This is a genomic window from Amycolatopsis sp. NPDC114484 (assembly GCF_055633755.1).
Genome location: NZ_JBVKDQ010000034.1, coordinates 24684 through 42972, shown reverse-complemented (window position 1 = coordinate 42972; position 18289 = coordinate 24684). Strand labels below are relative to the sequence as shown.

The following is an 18289-nucleotide window of genomic DNA, read 5'->3' as shown; positions in this document are numbered from 1 at the left end:
TTCGAGACCGGTAAGATAATTACTGGTGTTAGAATACTCGCCCATGCCAGCGGAGCGGGACCACGTCGACGGAGTCATGGCGCAGATCACCGGCGTGCGCGCGGAAGACCGGGTCAGCAAGGCGCTGAGCTTCCGCCTGCTGCGCGCGGCCCGGCTGCTGGAAACGGAACTGCGCCGCGAGTTCGACGCCTTCGGGGTCGGCCTGTGGGAAGTCGAACTGCTGGGCGCGCTCAAACGGGCCGGCCCGCCGCACCGGCTCTCGGCCGGGCAGCTGCTGGACAGCATGCGCCTGACGTCCGGCGGGGTGACCAAACGCGTGGCCGGGCTGGAACGCAAAGGCTGGGTCCGCCGCGACATCGACCCAGGCGATCGGCGGCAGATCCTGGTCAGCCTGACCGACGAGGGGCTGGCACGGGCGCGGGAGGTGTTCGGGATGAAGACACAGACCGAGGCTCGGCTGCTGGGTGTCTTGTCGGCCGCGGAGCAGGACCGGATGAACGACGATTTGCGGGAGTTGCTGCTGGAGTGGGAGGGGCCGGACGGGCGCGCTTGACCCTGGAGCGGCGCTGGTCGTGGTCGCCGGATGCTCCGCTCGCGTGCCGCCGCTGGCCTGCGGCAGAACCCGCTGACCGCTTGCCCGCGGGAGCTTGGCCGCGGTGCGGTTGTGCCACAGCCATTCACTCGCCGGACGGCCAGGCTCACCGCTCGACCGGCGGCGCGCGATTCTGATTCCGCCCTGGCTGCGGTCGCGGCAGGCCACGCTCGGCGTCTCGCGAATTCGCGGGGTGCTGCGGTAGGCACTTCCGCTGCGGCGATCCACGACGGAACCGGACACCGCGTCCAAACCCCGGCCCACTCCCGGCAGGCAGTTGCGCCACGACGCCTCGCACGAAATCGGCCCACCGTGCTCGATCCCCGGCCAACTCCCGGCAAGCAGCCCCGCCACAGCGGCCCCGCGCCAAGCCACGACCACCGAGCTCGCCCCCTGGCGAACTCCCGGCAGCCCGCCACGGTGCCCCGCGCCAAACCGGACCGCCGCGCTCGACCCCCGGCTCACTCCCGGCAGGCAGATCCACCACGACGACCCCCGCATCGCGCCGGACCACCGCGATCAATCCCCGGCCAGTCCCCTGCAGGCGGCCCTCCACGACGACCCACGCCAACCCGGGCCACCGCGCTCAACCCCTGGCGAACTCCCAGCAGGTCGCCCCGTGCGGTTCCTCCGACGCGACTCCCACCGCGCGGCGCAAGGCGAGGCGGTACAGGTGCCACGGCGGCGGGCCCGCGCTCGGCGCGCTGAACGGGGCCGTCAACGCGTCCCCGGTCGCCTCCGCCGGCCACCCGCCGGAGCGGTAGACCTCGGCCAGGCGCGCCACGGTGCCGACGTCCGCGACTCGGTGCGCGTCGCCTTCCAGCACCAGATCGAGGCCGCGCAGCCGCACCGAAATGCTGCACGCCGGGTTCTCCGCGAGGTTCCGGGAGCGGCGCGTGCCCGGTCCGCCGACGAAGTACAGGGCGTCGTCCACCCAGACCGCGCCGACGCCCGCCGAGTGCGGGCGTCCGTCTGGGCGGACGGTCGCCACGAAGAACGTCAAGTCGGCGGTCGGGGTGTCGGCGGCGAGGACGTCGCGGGCGCGGCTCCACGGCAGCGGGGCGTTTCCGTAACCGTCGAGGTTGCGGGTCGTGGTCGGTTCGTAGTCAGTCATGCCCATGCGTCGAACGGGATGCCGCCGAATCGACAGCGGCCCGCGAAAAGAATGGGTCAGGCACCTCCTGACGCGGCCGGGCGGTAGCTGAAGCCGTCGCCATCGCGGTTGATTCGTCCGACAGGGAAGTGCGCGGGCAGGAGAAGCGCGTCTCGTTCGACGGCCAGTTCGCACAGGGTCCGCCGGGATTCCGCGGCGGCGGCGGGATCCTGGTCGCCGCCTTGGGCCAGCGTCAGGTTCGAGAACTGGAACGGGTGGTGCAGCACATCCCCGCTCACCACCGCGTGCTGACCGCCGCCGCTGAGTTCCGCGATCAGGTGCGCGGTGGTGTGGCCGGGCAGGGCGCGCAGGGTGATGCCGTCCGCCACCTCGTACGGGAGGTCGATCAGTTCGACCAGGCCCGCCTCGACCACCGGGAGCACACTGTCTTCGAACGTCCTGGCCAGATCCCCCGCGACGCCGCCTTCGGGCGCCGCCGCGTGCACCTGTTGGAGCCAGGCGTATTCCTCGCTCGGAATCAGGTACCGGGCGCGCGGGAAGGTGGGATCCCAGGAACCGTCGACCAGCCGGGTGAAGCCGCCGCAGTGATCGGGGTGCAGGTGGGTCGCCACCACGATGTCGACGTCCTCCGGCACGACGCCGGCCGCGGCCAGGCGGTCCAGGTACGGCGTGTCGAACTGGTGGTGTGCCAGCAGGACCGGGCGTTCCTTGGCGTTGCCGTTCCCGGCGTCGAGGAGCACGGTCTGGTCCGGCGTGCGCACCAGGTACGTGGTGATCGACAGGTCCAGGTCGCCGCGGTGCTCCCCCAGCTGTTCCGGGGTGACCGCCGGGAACAGGTCCGCCGGGGCGAAGGGCCAGTGGTCCAGTTCGGCTACCGGGTCGATCCGCAGCGGACCGAGTTCGATGGTCATCGGGTTTCCTGTCGTCCGGAGAAGGGGATCGGCGCGCGCACGTTCATCGGGGCACCGCCGCCATCGCCTCGATTTCGACGAGGAGTTCCGGTTTGGCGAGCGCCGACACGACGATCAGCGACTGCGTCGGCCAGTCGCTCTCCGGGAACCACCGGCTGAACACGTCGCCGGTCGCCGCGCGGAAGCCGGGCAGGTGCTCGGCGCCTGCGACCATGCTGAAGACCTTGACCAGGTGTTCCGGCCCGGCGCCCGCCGCGGCGAGCACGCGTTCGATGTTCGCCAGCACCTCGCGCGTCTGCGCCTCCGCGTCCGGACCGGCCAGCGTGCCGTCCGGCCGGACGCCGATCTGCCCGGCCACTACGACCAGCTCGTGTCCGGCGGGAATCTGCGCGAGATGGCTGTAGCGGCCTACCGGCGCCGCGAGCGTCCCGGGATTCCAGCGCTTGCTCATCAGATGTTCCCCTCCCTCGGTTCGTGCCCTCAGTTCACCACGGGGCACCGACAAAAAATCACCGGCCGGGTCAGCCGATCGTGACCACCAGCTTGCCGAACTGGTCCCCCGCCGCCAGTTCGCCCAGCGCGCGCGGCCCGTCCGCGAGGTCGTGGACGCGGTGCACCACCGGCCGCAGCCGGTGTTCCGTGACCAGCGCGACCATCTCCGAGAACTCCCGCGCGCTGCCCATCGACGTGCCCAGCAGGCTGATCTGCCGGAAGAAGAGGTCGCGCAGCGACAGCTCGACGTCCGGGCCGGTGGTCGCGCCGAGCGTCACCATCCGGCCGCCGGACCGAAGCACCGAGAGACAGGCGTCGAACGTCGCCGAGCCGATGCTGTCGACGACCAGGTCCACCGGTTCGCCGAGCTCGGCGGCCCAGTCGCCGCCGCTGCCGATCGCGCGGTCGGCACCCAGTTCCGTTGCCCTGGCGAGCTTTTCGGGGCTGCGCGAGGTGACGCTGACCGTCGCGCCGACGGCTTTCGCCATGGCGAGGGCGAAGGTCGCGACCCCGCTGCCGATGCCGGGCAGCAGCACGTGTTCCCCCGCGGTCAGCCCGCCGCGGGTGAACAGCGCCCGGTACGCGGTGAGCGCGGCCAGCGGGAGCGCGGCGGCTTCGGTCCAGCTCAGGTGCGCGGGTTTCGGCAGGACATTGCCTGCTGGCACGACCACGTATTCGGCCAGCGTGCCGTTCGTCGGCACCCCCAGAATGGCGGGAACTTCCGGCACCGCGTCCGGCTCGGCCCAGTCGAGGGACGGGTTGATGACGACCTCGGCGCCGATCTCGACGGTCGTGTCCGCGCCCGTCGCTTCGACCACTCCGGCTCCGTCCGAGCCCAGCACGGCCCAGGGATCAGCGGGATCGCGACTGTCCACGATGAACAGGTCCCGATGGTTCAGCCCGGCCGCCTTCAGCCGGACGAGCACTTCGCCCGGCCCCGGTCGCGGCACCGGAACCTCCGCGACCCGAACCCCGCCGACTCCCGCCGCGCCTTCGTGGACCACTGCCCGCATCGCTTTTGTTGTCACGTCCGCGAACCTAACAGCCGTGCCCGGCAGCCGCCGACGCGGCGAGAATCCCGTCACAGCGGGAATTTTCCGCGCCCCGTTTCACGCCAGCGGAATCGCGCGGAAGACTCCGTCCGGGTCGTACCGGTGCTTGATGTCGCGGAGCCGGGACGTATTGCGGCCGAACGCGTTCACCGACTGCTCCGGCACATCCGGCCCGAGCAGATTCGCGTACCCGCCCGGCAGGGCGTGCGGCGCCAGCGCCGCCGACGTGGCGTCCGCCCAGGCCCGGTCGTCGTTGCCCTCCCCCAGCCCGAGCACCTCGGCCATCAGATGGTCCTCCCGCAGCGGGAAGGGCGTTTCCGCCGCCGGGATCCGGGAGGCCACGCCGTGGAAGTGGTGGATCGACAGTCCGGACAACGGCGACGTCCGGGCTTCCGTCTGCCGCACCAGCACCGAGACGACCTCCGGAGCGAACGCCGGAAGCGACCGCGTGCGGATGGTGACCGATCGGCCGCCGGGGAACATCGCGTCCCGGCCGGCGATCTCGGCCGCATACGACGAGACCGGGGCGATCTGCGAGGCGAGCGGCGTCCCGAGCCGGGCGAGGAAGCTTTCGGGGGCCGCATCGCCGCACCACGTTGGCCAGACCAGCACGCACAGCGAACCGTCGGGACCGGCGAGGACGCCGGTCTGCACGGTGAGTTCGTCCGGCGCGCTGGCCTGGATTTCCGTGACCGCGGCGAAAACCCGGGCCGCGTCCGTCGCCGGGTACCAGACCGGGCCGGTGGTGATCCGCGGTGCCGCGTGCAGCCGCACCCCGAGCGACGTCACCACGCCGAAGTTCCCGCCGCCGCCCCGCAGCGCCCACCACAGATCCGGCAGCCGCGAAGCGTTGGCGAACACGACCTCGCCGTCCGCGAGCACGATCTCGGCTCCGAGCAGATTGTCCGCGGCGAGCCCGTATTTGCCCACGAAGGGACCGTATCCGCCGCCGAGCGCGAGCCCGGCGAAGCCGACTGTGCCGATCGTGCCGACCGCCGCCGTCAGACCGTGAACCTCAGCCGCCGCAAGCACATCGTTGGCCCGCGCCCCGCCGCCGACCACCGCGGCTCGCCGCCCGGCATCGACCGCGACCCGGTTCAACGGACGCAGATCGAGCGTGATCCCGCCGTCCGCCACCGCGCGTCCGGCCCAGTCGTGGCCGCCGCTCCGCACGGACAACGACAGGCCCAATTCGCGCGCGACACGCACCGACGCTTGAACATCCGCCGTGCTCCGGCATTCCACCACCACCGCCGGACGCGCGACGAAGGCGGCGTTCCACACCGTCGCCGCCGATTCGTACTGAGGGCCGGAAGTGTGCACTTGCCCGGCAGGCACTCGAACCCGCAAGGCACGGGCGGCATCCTCGGCGGTCATGGGCGGCTCCCCTGCTCGTCCATTCCGACTCTAGGGCCGAACCGGCCGGAAAAGGCAGCCGCGCAACAAGATTCAGTGATTCACATAAGTCGCCGACGCCTCGCTGAGCGCGTCCAGCGCCGCCCGGACCCCGCCGTGCGCCTCCTCGCCGGACCGGCACGCGGCGATGATCGTGCGGTTCAGCACCGGCCGGGTCGCCAGCATCCGGACGCCCTCCGGCACCGGTCCGCGGGCGAGCCGCGGGACGAGCGCGGCGCCGACATTGCCCGCGACGAGCGCCAGTTGCGTCACGTAACTCCCGATGGTGCAACTGATCCGCGGCTCCAGGTCCTGCGAACGGAGCACGTGCACGAGCCATTCGTAGCAGCCGGAACGACCGGTCCAGCTGATCCACGACACGTCGTCCACCTCGGAGAGATCGACGGTGCGCCGGTGCGCGAGCCGATGCCCGGCGGGCAGCGCGAGATCGGCGACGTCGGAGAACAGCGTGACCTGCGTGATCCCCGGCGGCACCACAGTCGGCCGGTCCGCCCAGCTTTCGAACACCGCGACGTCGAGGTCTCCGGCGAGCACCTTCGGCAACGTCTGTTCGGCTTCGCCCTCGACCAACGTCACGTCCAGCCGCGGGTGCTGTTCGGTGAGCGTGGCGAGCGCGGGCGGCAGCAGGGCGTGCACGCACGTCGCGATCGACCCGATCCGCAACGGCCCGAACACGTCCTCGCGCAGCCGTTCGAGATCCGTGCGCGCTTCGGCGAGTTGCGCCAGCACGCGTTCGGCGTGTCCGACCAGCACCTGGCCGGCGCGCGTGAGCCGCACGGTGCGGCCGCGCGGTTCCAAGAGCGCCAGTCCCGCTTCCCGCTCCAGTTTCGCCAGCTGCTGCGACACCCCGGACGGCGTGACGTGCAGCGCCGCCGCCGCGCGGGCGACCGAGCCGTGCTGCGCGACCGCGTGCAGGGCGCGCATCCGATCCACACTGAACACGGTAGTGATGCTACCGGATTTTGCGCAGGAACATTCACTTGTCCTTGATAGTTAGCGACCCCACGATAGAAGGCATGACCACCGAACCCGCCACGCTGCCGACCGCCGGTCCGATCGCCGCGCTCACCGGCCGCGCCGACCCCCGGCTGCTGGCCGCGGCCGGCTGCCTCTGCATCGCGCTGACCTCGGTGCTCATCAAGGTTTCCGGGGCCAGCGGGGCCACCAGCGCGTTCTGGCGCTGCGCCCTCGCACTGCCGCTGCTCGCGATCCTGGCGTTCAGCGAAGCGCGACGGACCCGCGTGCGCGCGAAGATCCTGCTGCCGCTGCTGGCCGGACTCGGTCTTGGACTCGACTTCGTCCTGTGGGGCGAGGCGATCCCGCGCGTCGGCGCGGGCGTCGCGACCATGCTGCTTTCGGTGCAGGTGGTCATCGTGCCGCTGCTGGCGTTCGTCTTCCTCAAGGAACGGCCGGATCCGCGGTTCAAGTTCGTCGCGCCGACGCTGATCGCCGGCATCGTGCTCGCGGGCGGGGTGTTCGGCTCGTCGATGACCGGCTCGAACCCGGTGCTGGGCATGGTCTTCGCGCTCGCCGCCGGGGCGGGCTACTCGGGATATCTCCTGTTGCTCCGGCTCAGCAGCAGCCCCGCGACGCAGGTCCGCTCGCTGTCGCTGGCCACCGTGTCGGCGGGCTTCGTCTCGGTGGCGCTCGGACTGCCGTTCGGCCGCCTCGACCTGACGCCCAGCCTGCCCTCGCTCGGCTGGTTCGCCGCGCTGGCGTTGGTCGGCCAGGTGATCGGGTGGCTGCTGATCGCCGGTGCGCTGCCTCGGCTGGCGGCCTCGACCGGCGCGACGATGATGCTGCTCCAGCCGGTCGGCGCGGTCGCCTTCGGATTCCTGCTGCTGAGCGAACGGCCCGGTGCGCTGCAGCTCGCCGGCTGCGCGATCGTGCTCGCCGCGGTCTGTTTCGCCGGTCGCGGCGCGACGAAGCGGCCCGCGGCTCAGCCCTCGGCCAAGCTCAGCCCGACCGCGTCGAGCAGCCCGCGCGCCATGTCCCTGAACTCGTCGCGGCGGTGATCGACCAGCCCGTCCCCGCCGAGCAGCTCCGCGGCCAGCTCGCCGACCGGCCAGCGGACCAGCTTGCCGTGCCGCCCGAGCAGCAGCCCGACCTCCCGGATCCGGTACAGGTCGGCGACGTCGAGCCAGGCGTACAGCAGGATCTGCCACAGCCAGCGCCCGGCCCGGTCCGGATCGCCGACGGTCAGCACGGTCTTCACGTCCAGCAGAGTGCCCTCGGCGATCCCCTCTTCGGGGTCGAGCCGCCCGAGCAGAAGGTCGCCGTCCGCCCAGCCGGGCACGATGGTCGGCCCGGCGATCCCGAGCGGGTAGCCCTCGGGCGGCGCGCCGGCGAGGCGGCGCAGTTCCCACAGCGCACCGTTGTCGTGCAACCGTTTCGCGAGTTCCGCCAGTTCGGTCACCGCCGCGTCGGAGGGCAGGGCGCGCAGATCCGCGATCGTGCCGCCGCCGTCGACGACCCGGGCGAGCCGGGGGTCGATCCGGCCGGAGCGGTAGATGTCCTCGCACGCCGACAGCACCCAGTTCGTCCGTGCCAGACCCGCTTCCGCGCCCGGTCCGCCGAGCACGCCGGGCGGGGCGTGCTGCGCCTGGTAGCGGCGAGCGCGCTCCAGCAGTTCGCCCCACAACTCCTCAGCACCCGGAAGCGCGTCGCCGTCCGGCATGCCGTCGCCTAGGTCGAGCCAGGTCGCCGCGGCCGGACGGATCCCGAGTGCCCGCGCCCGGTACTCCGGCGGCAGCTCGTCGTGCGTCGGGTACTCGGCGGCTTGGGCATGCGCCCACGGGCCGCTGCCCCACTGCGCACGCACCATCCCGAGCAGCGCGTAGTACGGCGGCGCGGGTTGCACGAGGTCCGCGATCCGCTGGCCGAACGCGCCGCCGATCTCGGCCCAGTGCGGGCGCGGCGGACGCGCGAGCGCCGGCCGGATCGGGCGCACGCCGTTCGTCGCCTCCTCGATCCGGCGAGCGGCCGCGGCCGTGCCGGTGAAGACCCGCGCGCACCAGCGCGCGAGCGTCCCCCGCGGGTCGGCCAGCTCGGACGTCAACGACACCCGGCCAGTATCTCCCGGGACAGGAACGGCAGCAGGAGATCGAGGAATTCGCGCGGGCGGTCCAGCGGGACCAGGTGCCCGCAGTCCGCCAGCACGTGCCCGGTGAGGTCGTCGGCGATCGGGCGCAGCTGCCGCTCCAGTGCATCGCCCACCGGATTCGCGCCGATCGCCATCGTCGGGACGGTCAGCCGTTTCGTCGCCGCTTCGGTCAGCTGGCGGGCGCTTTCCGGCAGCGCCCGGTAGTACTCGAAGGCGCAGCGGAGCGCGTCGGTCCCGGTGTACGCCTCGGCGAACGCCGCCTGGAGGTCCGCCGGAACGCCGCGGCCGAGCGTTCCCTGGTCGAGGAACCAGCCGACGTACTCCGCCTCGTGTCCATTAAGGACAGTCTCGGCAAGGCCCGGCACCGCGTGGAAGCCGAACCACCACGGCGGGCTGGCCGGGAAACCCCAGGGCAGCGACTCCATCAGCACCAGACGACGCACCCGCTCCGGCTCCCGCAAGGCCAGCAGCAACGCCGCCGCCACCGACAGATCGATCGCCACCACCTCGGCGTCCGGCTCCCCCAGCGCGTCGAGCAGGCCAGAGACATCGGCGGCGACCGTCCCGGCGTCGAAACCGCTCTCCGGGCGGCTGCTCGCGCCCAGCCCGCGAAGGTCCGGCGCGAGCACGAGGTACCGCTCGGCCAGCGCCGGGACGACCTTGCTCCACAGCTGCCACGTATGCGGGAACCCGTGCAGCAGCACCAGCGACGGACCGCTCCCGGCGACGGCGACGTTCAGCCGGACCCCGTTCGCTTCGACCTGCCGCACCGCGTCCATCGTTCCTCCTGTGATTACCATTGGTTACCAGCACACGGTAGGTAACTCCCAGCACGCCGCCAAGACGGCACTTTCCCGACAGGTGGTGAGCCCGAGGTGACCCCCTCCGCCCGCGGCGATCTGTTCGACCCGGCCTGCCCGACGCGGCGTCTGCTCGACCGGATCGGGACGAAGTGGACGTCGATGACGGTCAAGATCCTCGCCGAGGCCGCGCCGGACGAGGTGCGGTTCGCCGACCTGCGCCGCCGCATCCCCGGGGTGTCGCAGAAGATGCTCTCGGCGACCCTGCAGAGCCTCGTCCGCGACGGTCTCGTCTCGCGGCGGGTCGAAGCCACCGTGCCGCCTCGGGTGCATTACCGGCTCACCGCGCTGGGCACGTCGCTCGAATCCGCGCTCGCGGTGCTGCGCACGTGGGCGGAAGAGCACATGGCCGACGTCGACCAGGCCAATCAGGAATCCGGGCGGTAATTTTCCGCACCCGGGCGAGTCGGTCAGCCACCCCGAAGGGAAAACGGCACACACTCACCCGCTGTGGAGTCGCCAACCGAACGGGACAGCAAACCCGCACGGCACGCAATCGGACAGTTCTTCGCGCATCCGCTCGCGTCGTTCCGGATCATCACCGCGATTTGGGCGCTGCTGACGCTGCTGGGCGCGGTGATGGCGCTGTCGTCCTCGGCCGCCGCGGCGAACCCGACCGCCGGAACCGGGGTGTACCAAGCTTTTTTCCGGCATCTGACCTTTGTCGCGCTCGGCGCGGTCGCCTTCGTGCTCGGCCTGCGCGTCCCGTTTTCCCAGCTGCGCAAGGCAGCCACCCCCGCGCTCGCCGCCGCGGTGGTATTGCTGCTTCTCGTTCTGACGCCGCTGGGTTCCGACCACGGCGGCGCGCAACGCTGGCTCGCCGCCGGGCCGATCACCTTGCAGCCAGTGGAAATCGCGAAGGTCGCGCTGGTGTTCTGGGGCGCGCATCTGCTGGTGTCGAAACAGAAGGTGCTGCACCATTGGCGGCATCTGCTGGTGCCGCTGATCCCGGTGACGCTCGCGTTGTGCGCGCTGTTGCTGGCCCAGCCGAATCTCAGCGGCACGGTCACGCTCGCGCTGATCACCTTGGGTTTGCTGTGGTTCGCCGGGGCACCGAAACGCTTGTTCGCCGCCATTCTCGCCGGCGGGGTCGTCGGAATCGTCGTACTCGCCCTTTTCGCCAGTTATCGTCTCGCGCGCATCCTTTCTTTTCTCTCGCCGAACCCCGACGCGAGCGGCAGCGGCTACCAGGCGCAGCAGGCGCAATACGCCCTCGCCGACGGCGGCTGGTTCGGCGTCGGGCTCGGCCGTGGCGCGGCGAAGTGGAGCTACCTGCCGGACGTCCAGAACGACTTCGTCTTCGCGCTCGTCGGCGAGGAACTCGGCTTCGCCGGCTGCCTGCTGGTACTGGGCCTGTTCGGCTGCCTCGCGGTGACCGGCCTGCGCACCGCGGCGCGGGTCTCCGATCCGTGGGTGCGGCTGGTCGCCGGGACGACCACCTTGCTGCTCGTCGCGCAGGCGCTGATCAACATCGGCTACGTCTCGGGCGCGCTGCCGGTGACCGGCGTGACCCTGCCGCTGGTGTCCGCGGGCGGGACCTCGCTCGTGGTCACCATGCTGCAGTTCGGCATCCTCGCCCAGGCCGCGCGCGAGGAACCGGCCGCGCAGACGTTCCTCGCCGGGCTTCAGGAGAAGGGCTCCGGTACAGTCCGAGCGTGATCAAGAAGGCACTCTCCGCCACCGTCGCGGCGGTCGCGCTCGCCGGTCTCGCCGCGTGCTCCAACCCGACCGGCAAGTCGTGGGCGATCACCTACGAGGTCACCGCCGACCAGCAGGCCACGGCCGCCGGCGTCACCTACGGCGAATCGGGCAACCGCTACGAGGACAAGGTCGCGCCGCACCAGCTCACCGGCCCGCTCGGGCTGCCCTGGAAGCAGGACGTCGTGGTCAGCGCCGGACAGGACGCCTCGGTCACCGCGACGCCCTCGACCGCCGCGACGCTGAGCTGCCGGATCCTGCTGGACAAGACGAAGGAACTCGCCAAGGCGAGCGCCCCGGGCCCCGGCAAGCACACCACCGACTCCTGACCCGCCCCGGAAAGTCCTCAGTGGACTCGCGGGGCCTCGCGGACTCCCCTCCGCCGCTCGGTACCCTCGTGACCTTCGGGTGAACGCGAGATGGCCGCCAGGCGAACCGGCGGACCGGAGAGGGGTTGTATGGCGACCACGGCCGGAGGTTCCAGCAGCGAGACCTACGACGCGATCACCCATTTCGCCCTGGCGATGCCGGGCTGGGTGCAGTCCGTCGTGCTGGCGTACACGCACTACGGCCTGATCCTCGTGGCCCCGTTCTTCGCCTGGCTCTGGTGGCGGGCGCGCCCGACCGGCTCGCCCGAGCGGATGGCGGCGGCGCTGCTGGTCCCGGCGGCCACGGTGGTCGCCTACGTGCTCAGCGAGATCATCAAAGCCTTCGTGCACGAGCAGCGGCCGTGCCGCGGACTGCCGCCGGAGGCGATCGTCGGCGCCTGCCCGCCGCCGGGCGACTGGTCGTTCCCCAGCAACCACTCGACCATCGCGGCCGCCGTCGCGCTCGGCGGGGCTTTCGCCTGGCACAAGGGCGCGCCGTGGCTCGCGGCCTTCGCGGCGACGATGGGCTTCTCGCGGGTGTTCGTGGGGGCGCACTATCCGCACGACGTGCTGATCGGGCTCGCGCTCGGGGCCGGGATGGCGTTGCTGCTGCAGCGGTACGCGCTGGCTCCGGCGGCCGGGCTCGTGCGGCGGTTTTCGGGGAAGGTGCCGTTCGGGCTCTTGGGTGTGGCGCCGGAAGGCGAGGAGGCTACGACGGTGCTTCCTCCGGCGGAGAAGAAGCCTCGTTCACGGGGACCTCGCGCTGGCCGTCCGGACGCTCAGCAAGCCGATGCCGCGCCCATTCGCGCTGAGGACGCACCAGCTCGGGCCGCCGGTTCTCTGCCGCCCCGGGGTCCGGTCCGTCCCGCCGATCCAGCGCCTCGGGATGCCAGCGGCCGCCCAGCTCGCCCGCAGCCGGAATCCCGCAACGCAGGGGGTCCTCGGCGGCAGAACTCGCAGCCGATCCGCACTTCCGCACCTCGCGACCCGGCCGCCCTGCCGCCTCGGCGGCAGAATTCGCAGCCGATCCGCACCGCCGCGCCCCAGCCCCGTCCCGCCGACGGCCCGCCGCCGAACCCGGCCCGTCCGCCCGCGCAGCCGCCTGCCCGTCCGGCGCGCTCGCAACAGCCCCGTCCGGCCGGCCCGCCGCAGTCCCGCACCGCGGGTTCGCCGCCGCGTCCGTCGAACCAGTCCCCGGCCGGTCCGCCGCCGGAGGTCAGCCCGGGAGATCGCCCGTCGCGGCGAACTCCAGGCGCTTCGCGACCGACACCGCCTGGTCGGCGAAACGCTCGTAGAAACGGGTGAGCAGGCTCAGCGCGACCGCGATCCGCTGGTCCTGCGTCCAGTCCGGGGCGGTGACGGTCGCCATCACGCGGGCGTGCAGCTCGTCCACGCGCTCGTCGGAGCGGCTCAGCTCGGCGTAACCGCCGCGGGCCTCGCCGTGCACGAGGTCGGCGAGCCGCTCGGCCATCGCCGAGGTGACCTCGCCGAGCTCGGCGAACACCGGCTCCAGGTCGGCGGGCACGGTCGGGTCCGGGTGGCCGCGCCGGGCGGTGCCCGCGACGTGCGCGGCGAGGTCGCCCATCCGCTCGAGCTTCTCCGCGCAGTACACCGCGGCCAGCACGGCACGCAGATCGCCCGCCACCGGGGCCTGCAGGGCGAGCAGCGAATACGCCTCGTCCTCGCAGGCGGCGCGCTGGTCGTCGAGGTCGGAGTCGCCGCTGAGCACCTGCTCGGCGAGCGGCAGGTCCGCGGTCAGCAGCGCCCGGGTGGCCCGGCGCATCGCCTCGGCGGCCGCCTCGGCCATCGCCGCCAGACGCCCGTCGAGCTGTTTCAGGTCGTCCTGGAAGCCTTCGCGCATGTCGAGCGACTTTACCGGCGGCCCGCCGGCAGGCCCGCGTCGGCCAGCGGCCAGACCTCTTCGGGCTCGGCCAGCTCGTAGCTGTGACTGCCTTCGTGCCCGCCGGGCACCCGGCAGAACACGCCCTCGTCGGACTCCGCGCCGCAGAGCGCGCGGGTCTCCAGCACCCGGCGGCCGGGCCACCAGCGCAGCCACATCAGCGGCTCCTCGCCGCGCCCGCCGACCTGGGTCGCGTGCTCGTGGCCGTGCCCGGCCTCCAGCTCGCAGAACAGCTCGGGCTCCGTCCCGCGGACCGCGACGCTCCGCAGGACCGAGCGCTCGCGCCCGGTCAGCTCCACCGGTTCGCGGCACAGCGCGCCTTCGGCCATGCGGCCAGCGTAAACGGCCGCCGCCGATTCCGCGCGCAGGGCCCGGCCGCGAGCCGTCCCCGCAGGTCCGTGAGGGGAACCCTGAGGGAATCTGAGTCCCTCAGGGTGGCCCTCACGGACAGCGAACCGGGCCCCGATCAGCCGAGGGTCAGCGCACCCGCTCCAGGAGCGCGAACAGGTTCTCCCAGTGCCGTTTCTCGCCCTCCTCGTGGTACGCCGCCGTGTCCGACATCGTGAACCCGTGCGAGGCGCCCTCGTAGACCTCCGACCGGTAGGTCACTCCTGCCTCGTCGAGGGCGTGCTCCAGCGTCTTGATCTGCTCGGCGGTGGCCGACGGGTCCTGATCCGCGTGGCCGAAGTACACCTCGCCGGCGATCGAGCCGACCCGCAGGTGCGGGCTGTCGGGCTGGTCGGTGGCGAGGCGCCCGCCGTGGAACGACGCGATCGCCTTGACCCGGTCCGGGAACGCCTCGATCACGCGCAGCGCGTTCGTGCCGCCCATGCAGTAGCCGACGATCACGACCGGGCCGGGCGCGACGCCGTCCTGCGCGGCGAACCAGTCGAGGTACTTCTGCGCGTCCCGGGTCATCGCGTCGGTGTTCAGGCCCTCGATCAGCGGCATCAACGTGCCGAAGACCTCGCCGCGCCGCTCCGGGTCTTCCAGCGCGGCGAAGTCCACCAGCGGCGTCCGGCCGCCGCGGTAGAGCAGATTCGGGGCCAGCACGGCATAACCCGCTTCGGCGACGCGGCCGGCCATCTCCTCGATCCGCGGCCGCAGCCCGAACGCGTCCGGGAACAGCAGCACCCCGGGGTGCGGCCCGCCGTCCGGCACGGCCAGGTACGCGTCCGCGGTCCCGTCGGCGGCCGGTACGTCCACCTTTTCCTTGCGCATCCGCTTTGTCCTCCAGTGAATTCAATGCGTACGCGATCAATCTATCCCCGTCCGGCGACCGGCCGCCGCGCCGCGCGGTTGTCGCGTTTCCTGTCCGGTCAGTGGACTGAACCACTGCGGTCGGCGGATTGACGGAGTCCGGTTTGCCCGGTCAGGATCACCGGGGCCCGCTCCGGGCCGCCCTCCGCAGAACGGACTGTCGATGGCCAGACCTCCTCGCTCCCCGCGCGCCCGGAACCGGGTCGCCCTCGCCGCGCTCGTCCTCCTGGGCGGGCTGATCCCCGCACAGGCCGCGCACGCCGCTCCCCCGCGCCAGCCGGACGTCGGCCGCCCCGCGCTGGACCGCAACGGCTGTGCCCGCATCGAAAACTCGCTGCCCAAGCTCTCGGACTGGCCGAAGGTGCGCAGCGCGATGCCGCAGAACCCGGTCGACGAATGGCGGATCAGGCAGATCGTCTCCGGCATGTCGCTGGAGGAAAAGGTCGGGCAGATGACGCAGCCCGAGATCGCCGCGATCACGCCGGCCGAGGTGACGCAGTACTCGATCGGGTCCGTGCTCAACGGCGGCGGCTCCTGGCCGGGCGGGAACAAGCACGCCGGCCAGCAGGACTGGCTCAAGCTCGCGGATTCCTATTGGGACGCGGCGAGGGCCACGAGGACAAAGATCCCGGTAATTTGGGGCATAGATGCCGTGCACGGAAACAACAATGTGTACGGCTCGACTGTTTTCCCGCAGAACATCGCGCTCGGCGCGGCGCACGACCCGTGCCTGGTGCGCGACGTCGAGAACTCCACCGCACGGCAGATCCGCGCGACCGGCCAGGACTGGGCGTTCGCGCCGACGCTCGCCGTCGTGCAGGACGACCGCTGGGGCCGCACCTACGAAGGCTTCTCCGAGGATCCGCGCATCACCCGTGCCTACGGATACGAGGCCATGAACGGCCTGCAAGCCGGTGCGCGGCTGCGGATCGGGGCGAACGGCGTGATCGGCACCGCCAAGCACTTCATCGGCGACGGCGGCACCACCAACGGCCAGGACCAGGGCGTGAACGCCTCCTCGGAAGCGGACCTGATCAACCTGCACGGCCAGGGCTACTACGGCGCGCTCGCCGCGGGCGCGCAGACGGTCATGGCGTCGTTCAACAGCTGGACCAACCCCGACCTCGGCATCAACGAGGGCAAGATCCACGGCAGCGACAAGGTCCTCAACCAGATCCTCAAGGGCAAGATGGGCTTCGACGGCCTGGTCGTGTCGGACTGGAACGGCATCGGCCAGGTGTCCGGCTGCACCAACGCCAGCTGCCCGCGCGCGATCAACGCGGGCATCGACCTCGTGATGGTCCCGAACGACTGGAAAGCCTTCATCGCCAACACGGTCGCGCAGGTGCGCGGCGGCGAGATCCCGATGTCGCGCATCGACGACGCGGTCACCCGGATCCTGCGGGTCAAGCTGCGCGCCGGGCTGTTCGAGGAGCGCAAGCCGTCGCAGCGCTGGTACGCCGGTTCGCCGGACGCGCTCACGGACAAGGCGCTCGCCCGCGAAGCGGTGCGCAAGTCGCAGACGCTGCTGAAGAACAACGGCAACGTGCTTCCCTTGGCGCGCAACGCGAAGGTGCTCGTGGTCGGCAAGAGCGCGGACAGCATCTCGAACCAGACCGGTGGCTGGACGCTGACCTGGCAGGGCACCGGCAACACCAACGCTGACTTCCCTGGCGCCACTTCGATCCTCGCCGGGCTCAAGGAGGATCTCGCCAACGTCACCTTCGACCCCACTGGCACCGCCGATCCGAAGGGCTACGACGCTGTCATCGCTGTCGTCGGCGAGACTCCGTACGCGGAAGGCGTCGGCGATCTGCAGCGCAAGAGCCTGGAAGCGGCGAAGCTGTATCCGGAAGACCTTGCGGTGCTGGACAAAGTCAGCGGCAAGGGCACGCCGGTGGTGACCGTGTACGTCAGCGGGCGCCCGCTGTACGTCAACAAGGAGCTCAACCGTTCCGACGCGTTCGTCGCCGCGTGGCTGCCGGGCACCGAAGGCGGCGGGGTCGCGGACATGCTGGTGCGCGGCAAGGATCGCGGCGGATACCACGGCAAACTGTCCTATTCGTGGCCGAAGAGCGCGTGCCAGACGCCGCTCAACCCGTGGAGTCCCGGCTACGACCCGCTGTTCAAGCTCGGCTACGGCCTCACCTCGAACCAGCGGGCCACCGTCGGCAAGCTCGACGAGACCGAGGGCCCGGCCCGCTGCGGGTCGACCGGGGGCGGCGGCACCGCGACCGAGGACCTGCCGATCTACGACCGCACGGATGTCGCGCCGTACAAGAGTTTCATCGGCTCGGCGGCGAACTGGGGCGGCACCGAGATCGGCGCCGACGGCACCGCTTCGCATCCGGAGATCAACGTGGTGCCGGCCGACGTCAACGTCCAGGGCGACGGCCTGAAAGCGACGTGGACCGGCACCGGCGCGGCACAGCTGTACTCGCAGCATCCCGGCGGCACCGACGATCTGCGCGGATACCCCAACGCCGACGGCGCGCTCGAGTTCGACGTGGTCGTGCATTCGCCGCCGGTGAACCGGACGGTGGTCAGCCTGCACTGCGTCTACCCGTGTTCGTCCGAGGTCAACGCGACGAAGCTGTTCGGCGACCTGCCCGCCGGGCAGAAGTCGACGGTGAAGATCCCGTTGTCCTGCTTCGCGAGCGGGCTGGACTTCGAGAGCGTCGACACGCCGTTCCTCGTCTACACCGACGGCGCGTTCTCCGCGTCGTTCGCGAACGTGCGGTGGTCGCCGGGCGGGGCGAAGGATCCGGACGCGCGGAAGTGCTCCGACCTCACCGGATGAGCCGCTGGGCGGTTTCCGCGACCTGAGACCTGGCCGCCGCGCGCGACGCGGCGGCCAGGTCTTCGAACCCGTCCAGCGCCGGGACGTCACCGACCCGGGTGAACTCCTGGGACACGAACGTCAGCCGCTCGACGCCTTTGTCGCCCAGGTAAGCGCGCAGATACGACTCCTGGAACTCGAATTTCTCCCGCGGCGTCCCGGGGCCGTATCCTCCGCCGCGTGCGTTGACGATCACGAAGTCCTTGTCCGCCAGCAGTTTCCGGCCGGTCTCCGGGTCGGCGAACACGCCGGGGAAGCTGATCCGGTCGATCCACGCCTTGAGCATCGCGGGCACGCCGAAGTTGTACATCGGCACCCCGAGCAGCACGGCGCGGGCTTCGCGCACCTCGTTGACCAGCGGCAGCGTCAGGTCCCATTCGCGCTGTTCGTCGTCGTCCGCGATCAACGCCGCGATGTCTTCCAGCGACAGCACGCCTTTGCGTTCCACCCGGCGGCCGAGCCGCGCGTACGCCTCCTTCAGCGGCGGCACCGGCTCAGCGGAAACATCGCGGTGGCGGACAGTTCCACCGCCTCTTCGCCACTCGTCGGCGAACAACGCGCCCAGCTGCCTGCTCACCGACGCCTCTCGGTCGGCGCTCGAATCCACGTGCAGCAAGGGCGCTAGCATGACGGTCATCCGGTTCCTCTCCTCGTCCTTGGTCCTCGGGCCGGCACTCCCATGAC

The 18289-nt window shown here is 71.5% G+C and carries 19 protein-coding genes; 7 read left to right on the top strand and 12 right to left on the bottom strand.

The genetic code is table 11. The features are described 5' to 3' along the window. Positions 1-43 precede the first annotated feature (43 nt). Positions 44-553, top strand: coding sequence for a MarR family winged helix-turn-helix transcriptional regulator (locus ACZ7SW_RS42180; protein WP_470235977.1), 510 nt, complete (start codon positions 44-46; stop codon positions 551-553). A gap of 625 nt (positions 554-1178) precedes the next feature. Here ACZ7SW_RS42180 and ACZ7SW_RS42175 read toward each other — a convergent pair. The 6 genes from ACZ7SW_RS42175 to ACZ7SW_RS42150 all read right to left on the bottom strand — a co-directional run bounded on the left by ACZ7SW_RS42175 (position 1179) and on the right by ACZ7SW_RS42150 (position 6501). Further along, positions 1179-1712 (bottom strand): pyridoxamine 5'-phosphate oxidase family protein, encoded by a 534-nt coding sequence (locus tag ACZ7SW_RS42175; RefSeq protein WP_470235976.1) that lies wholly within the window; start codon positions 1710-1712, stop codon positions 1179-1181. 50 nt (positions 1713-1762) lie between these two features. Further along, the gene (locus ACZ7SW_RS42170; RefSeq protein WP_470235975.1) at positions 1763-2617 is read right to left on the bottom strand and encodes an MBL fold metallo-hydrolase; all 855 of its coding nucleotides are present in this window, start codon (positions 2615-2617) and stop codon (positions 1763-1765) included. Positions 2618-2660: 43 nt separating this feature from the next. After that, positions 2661-3068: a RidA family protein gene (locus tag ACZ7SW_RS42165; protein WP_470235974.1), complete on the bottom strand. Its 408-nt coding sequence runs from the start codon at positions 3066-3068 to the stop codon at positions 2661-2663. Positions 3069-3138: 70 nt separating this feature from the next. Next, positions 3139-4137: a zinc-binding dehydrogenase gene (locus tag ACZ7SW_RS42160; protein WP_470235973.1), complete on the bottom strand. Its 999-nt coding sequence runs from the start codon at positions 4135-4137 to the stop codon at positions 3139-3141. An 81-nt stretch (positions 4138-4218) separates the two neighbouring features. Continuing rightward, positions 4219-5538, bottom strand: a complete 1320-nt coding sequence (locus ACZ7SW_RS42155) for an FAD-binding oxidoreductase (RefSeq protein ID WP_470235972.1) — start codon at positions 5536-5538, stop codon at positions 4219-4221. Positions 5539-5610: 72 nt separating this feature from the next. Beyond that, a complete protein-coding gene (locus ACZ7SW_RS42150; protein ID WP_470236002.1) occupies positions 5611-6501 on the bottom strand; it encodes a LysR substrate-binding domain-containing protein in 891 nt (296 codons plus the stop codon). Between the two features lie 92 nt (positions 6502-6593). On the opposite strand from ACZ7SW_RS42150, the gene ACZ7SW_RS42145 reads away from it, so the two are divergent. Continuing rightward, entirely contained in the window at positions 6594-7592 is a 999-nt protein-coding gene (locus ACZ7SW_RS42145; protein ID WP_470235971.1) for a DMT family transporter, read from the top strand. Here the strand turns inward: ACZ7SW_RS42145 and ACZ7SW_RS42140 are convergent. Together ACZ7SW_RS42140 and ACZ7SW_RS42135 are read right to left on the bottom strand one after the other, a co-directional pair. Beyond that, on the bottom strand, positions 7517-8641 hold the full coding sequence (locus tag ACZ7SW_RS42140; protein WP_470235970.1) for a hypothetical protein: 1125 nt from the start codon (positions 8639-8641) through the stop codon (positions 7517-7519). The genes ACZ7SW_RS42145 and ACZ7SW_RS42140 overlap by 76 nt on opposite strands. Next, positions 8632-9459 (bottom strand): alpha/beta fold hydrolase, encoded by an 828-nt coding sequence (locus ACZ7SW_RS42135; RefSeq protein WP_470235969.1) that lies wholly within the window; start codon positions 9457-9459, stop codon positions 8632-8634. The genes ACZ7SW_RS42140 and ACZ7SW_RS42135 overlap by 10 nt, the downstream gene beginning before the upstream one ends. Before the next feature lie 96 nt (positions 9460-9555). Here ACZ7SW_RS42135 and ACZ7SW_RS42130 point away from each other — a divergent pair, with 96 nt between their 5' ends. The 4 genes from ACZ7SW_RS42130 (at position 9556) to ACZ7SW_RS42115 (ending at position 12911) form a co-directional block, all read left to right on the top strand. Continuing rightward, the gene (locus tag ACZ7SW_RS42130) at positions 9556-9927 is read left to right on the top strand and encodes a winged helix-turn-helix transcriptional regulator (protein WP_470235968.1); all 372 of its coding nucleotides are present in this window, start codon (positions 9556-9558) and stop codon (positions 9925-9927) included. Positions 9928-9990: 63 nt separating this feature from the next. Next, positions 9991-11199 (top strand): putative lipid II flippase FtsW, encoded by a 1209-nt coding sequence (gene ftsW / locus ACZ7SW_RS42125; RefSeq protein ID WP_470235967.1) that lies wholly within the window; start codon positions 9991-9993, stop codon positions 11197-11199. Beyond that, on the top strand, positions 11196-11567 hold the full coding sequence (locus ACZ7SW_RS42120; RefSeq protein WP_470235966.1) for a hypothetical protein: 372 nt from the start codon (positions 11196-11198) through the stop codon (positions 11565-11567). The genes ftsW and ACZ7SW_RS42120 overlap by 4 nt, the downstream gene beginning before the upstream one ends. A 129-nt stretch (positions 11568-11696) precedes the next feature. After that, positions 11697-12911: a phosphatase PAP2 family protein gene (locus ACZ7SW_RS42115; protein WP_470235965.1), complete on the top strand. Its 1215-nt coding sequence runs from the start codon at positions 11697-11699 to the stop codon at positions 12909-12911. On the opposite strand, the gene ACZ7SW_RS42110 is transcribed toward ACZ7SW_RS42115, so the two are convergent. The 3 genes from ACZ7SW_RS42110 to ACZ7SW_RS42100 all read right to left on the bottom strand — a co-directional run bounded on the left by ACZ7SW_RS42110 (position 12823) and on the right by ACZ7SW_RS42100 (position 14727). Beyond that, a complete protein-coding gene (locus ACZ7SW_RS42110) occupies positions 12823-13467 on the bottom strand; it encodes a phosphate signaling complex PhoU family protein (protein WP_470235964.1) in 645 nt (214 codons plus the stop codon). The two genes, ACZ7SW_RS42115 and ACZ7SW_RS42110, sit on opposite strands and share 89 nt — an antisense overlap. An 11-nt stretch (positions 13468-13478) precedes the next feature. Continuing rightward, positions 13479-13835: a hypothetical protein gene (locus ACZ7SW_RS42105; RefSeq protein WP_470235963.1), complete on the bottom strand. Its 357-nt coding sequence runs from the start codon at positions 13833-13835 to the stop codon at positions 13479-13481. Positions 13836-13983: 148 nt separating this feature from the next. Continuing rightward, positions 13984-14727 carry a dienelactone hydrolase family protein gene (locus tag ACZ7SW_RS42100; RefSeq protein WP_470235962.1) on the bottom strand — a complete coding sequence of 248 codons (744 nt, stop codon included), beginning with the start codon at positions 14725-14727 and terminating at the stop codon, positions 13984-13986. A gap of 202 nt (positions 14728-14929) precedes the next feature. Here ACZ7SW_RS42100 and ACZ7SW_RS42095 point away from each other — a divergent pair, with 202 nt between their 5' ends. Continuing rightward, a complete protein-coding gene (locus ACZ7SW_RS42095; protein WP_470235961.1) occupies positions 14930-17566 on the top strand; it encodes a glycoside hydrolase family 3 protein in 2637 nt (878 codons plus the stop codon). Here the strand turns inward: ACZ7SW_RS42095 and ACZ7SW_RS42090 are convergent. Then, positions 17556-18242, bottom strand: a complete 687-nt coding sequence (locus tag ACZ7SW_RS42090; protein ID WP_470235960.1) for an FMN-dependent NADH-azoreductase — start codon at positions 18240-18242, stop codon at positions 17556-17558. The genes ACZ7SW_RS42095 and ACZ7SW_RS42090 overlap by 11 nt on opposite strands. Positions 18243-18289: the final 47 nt, after the last annotated feature.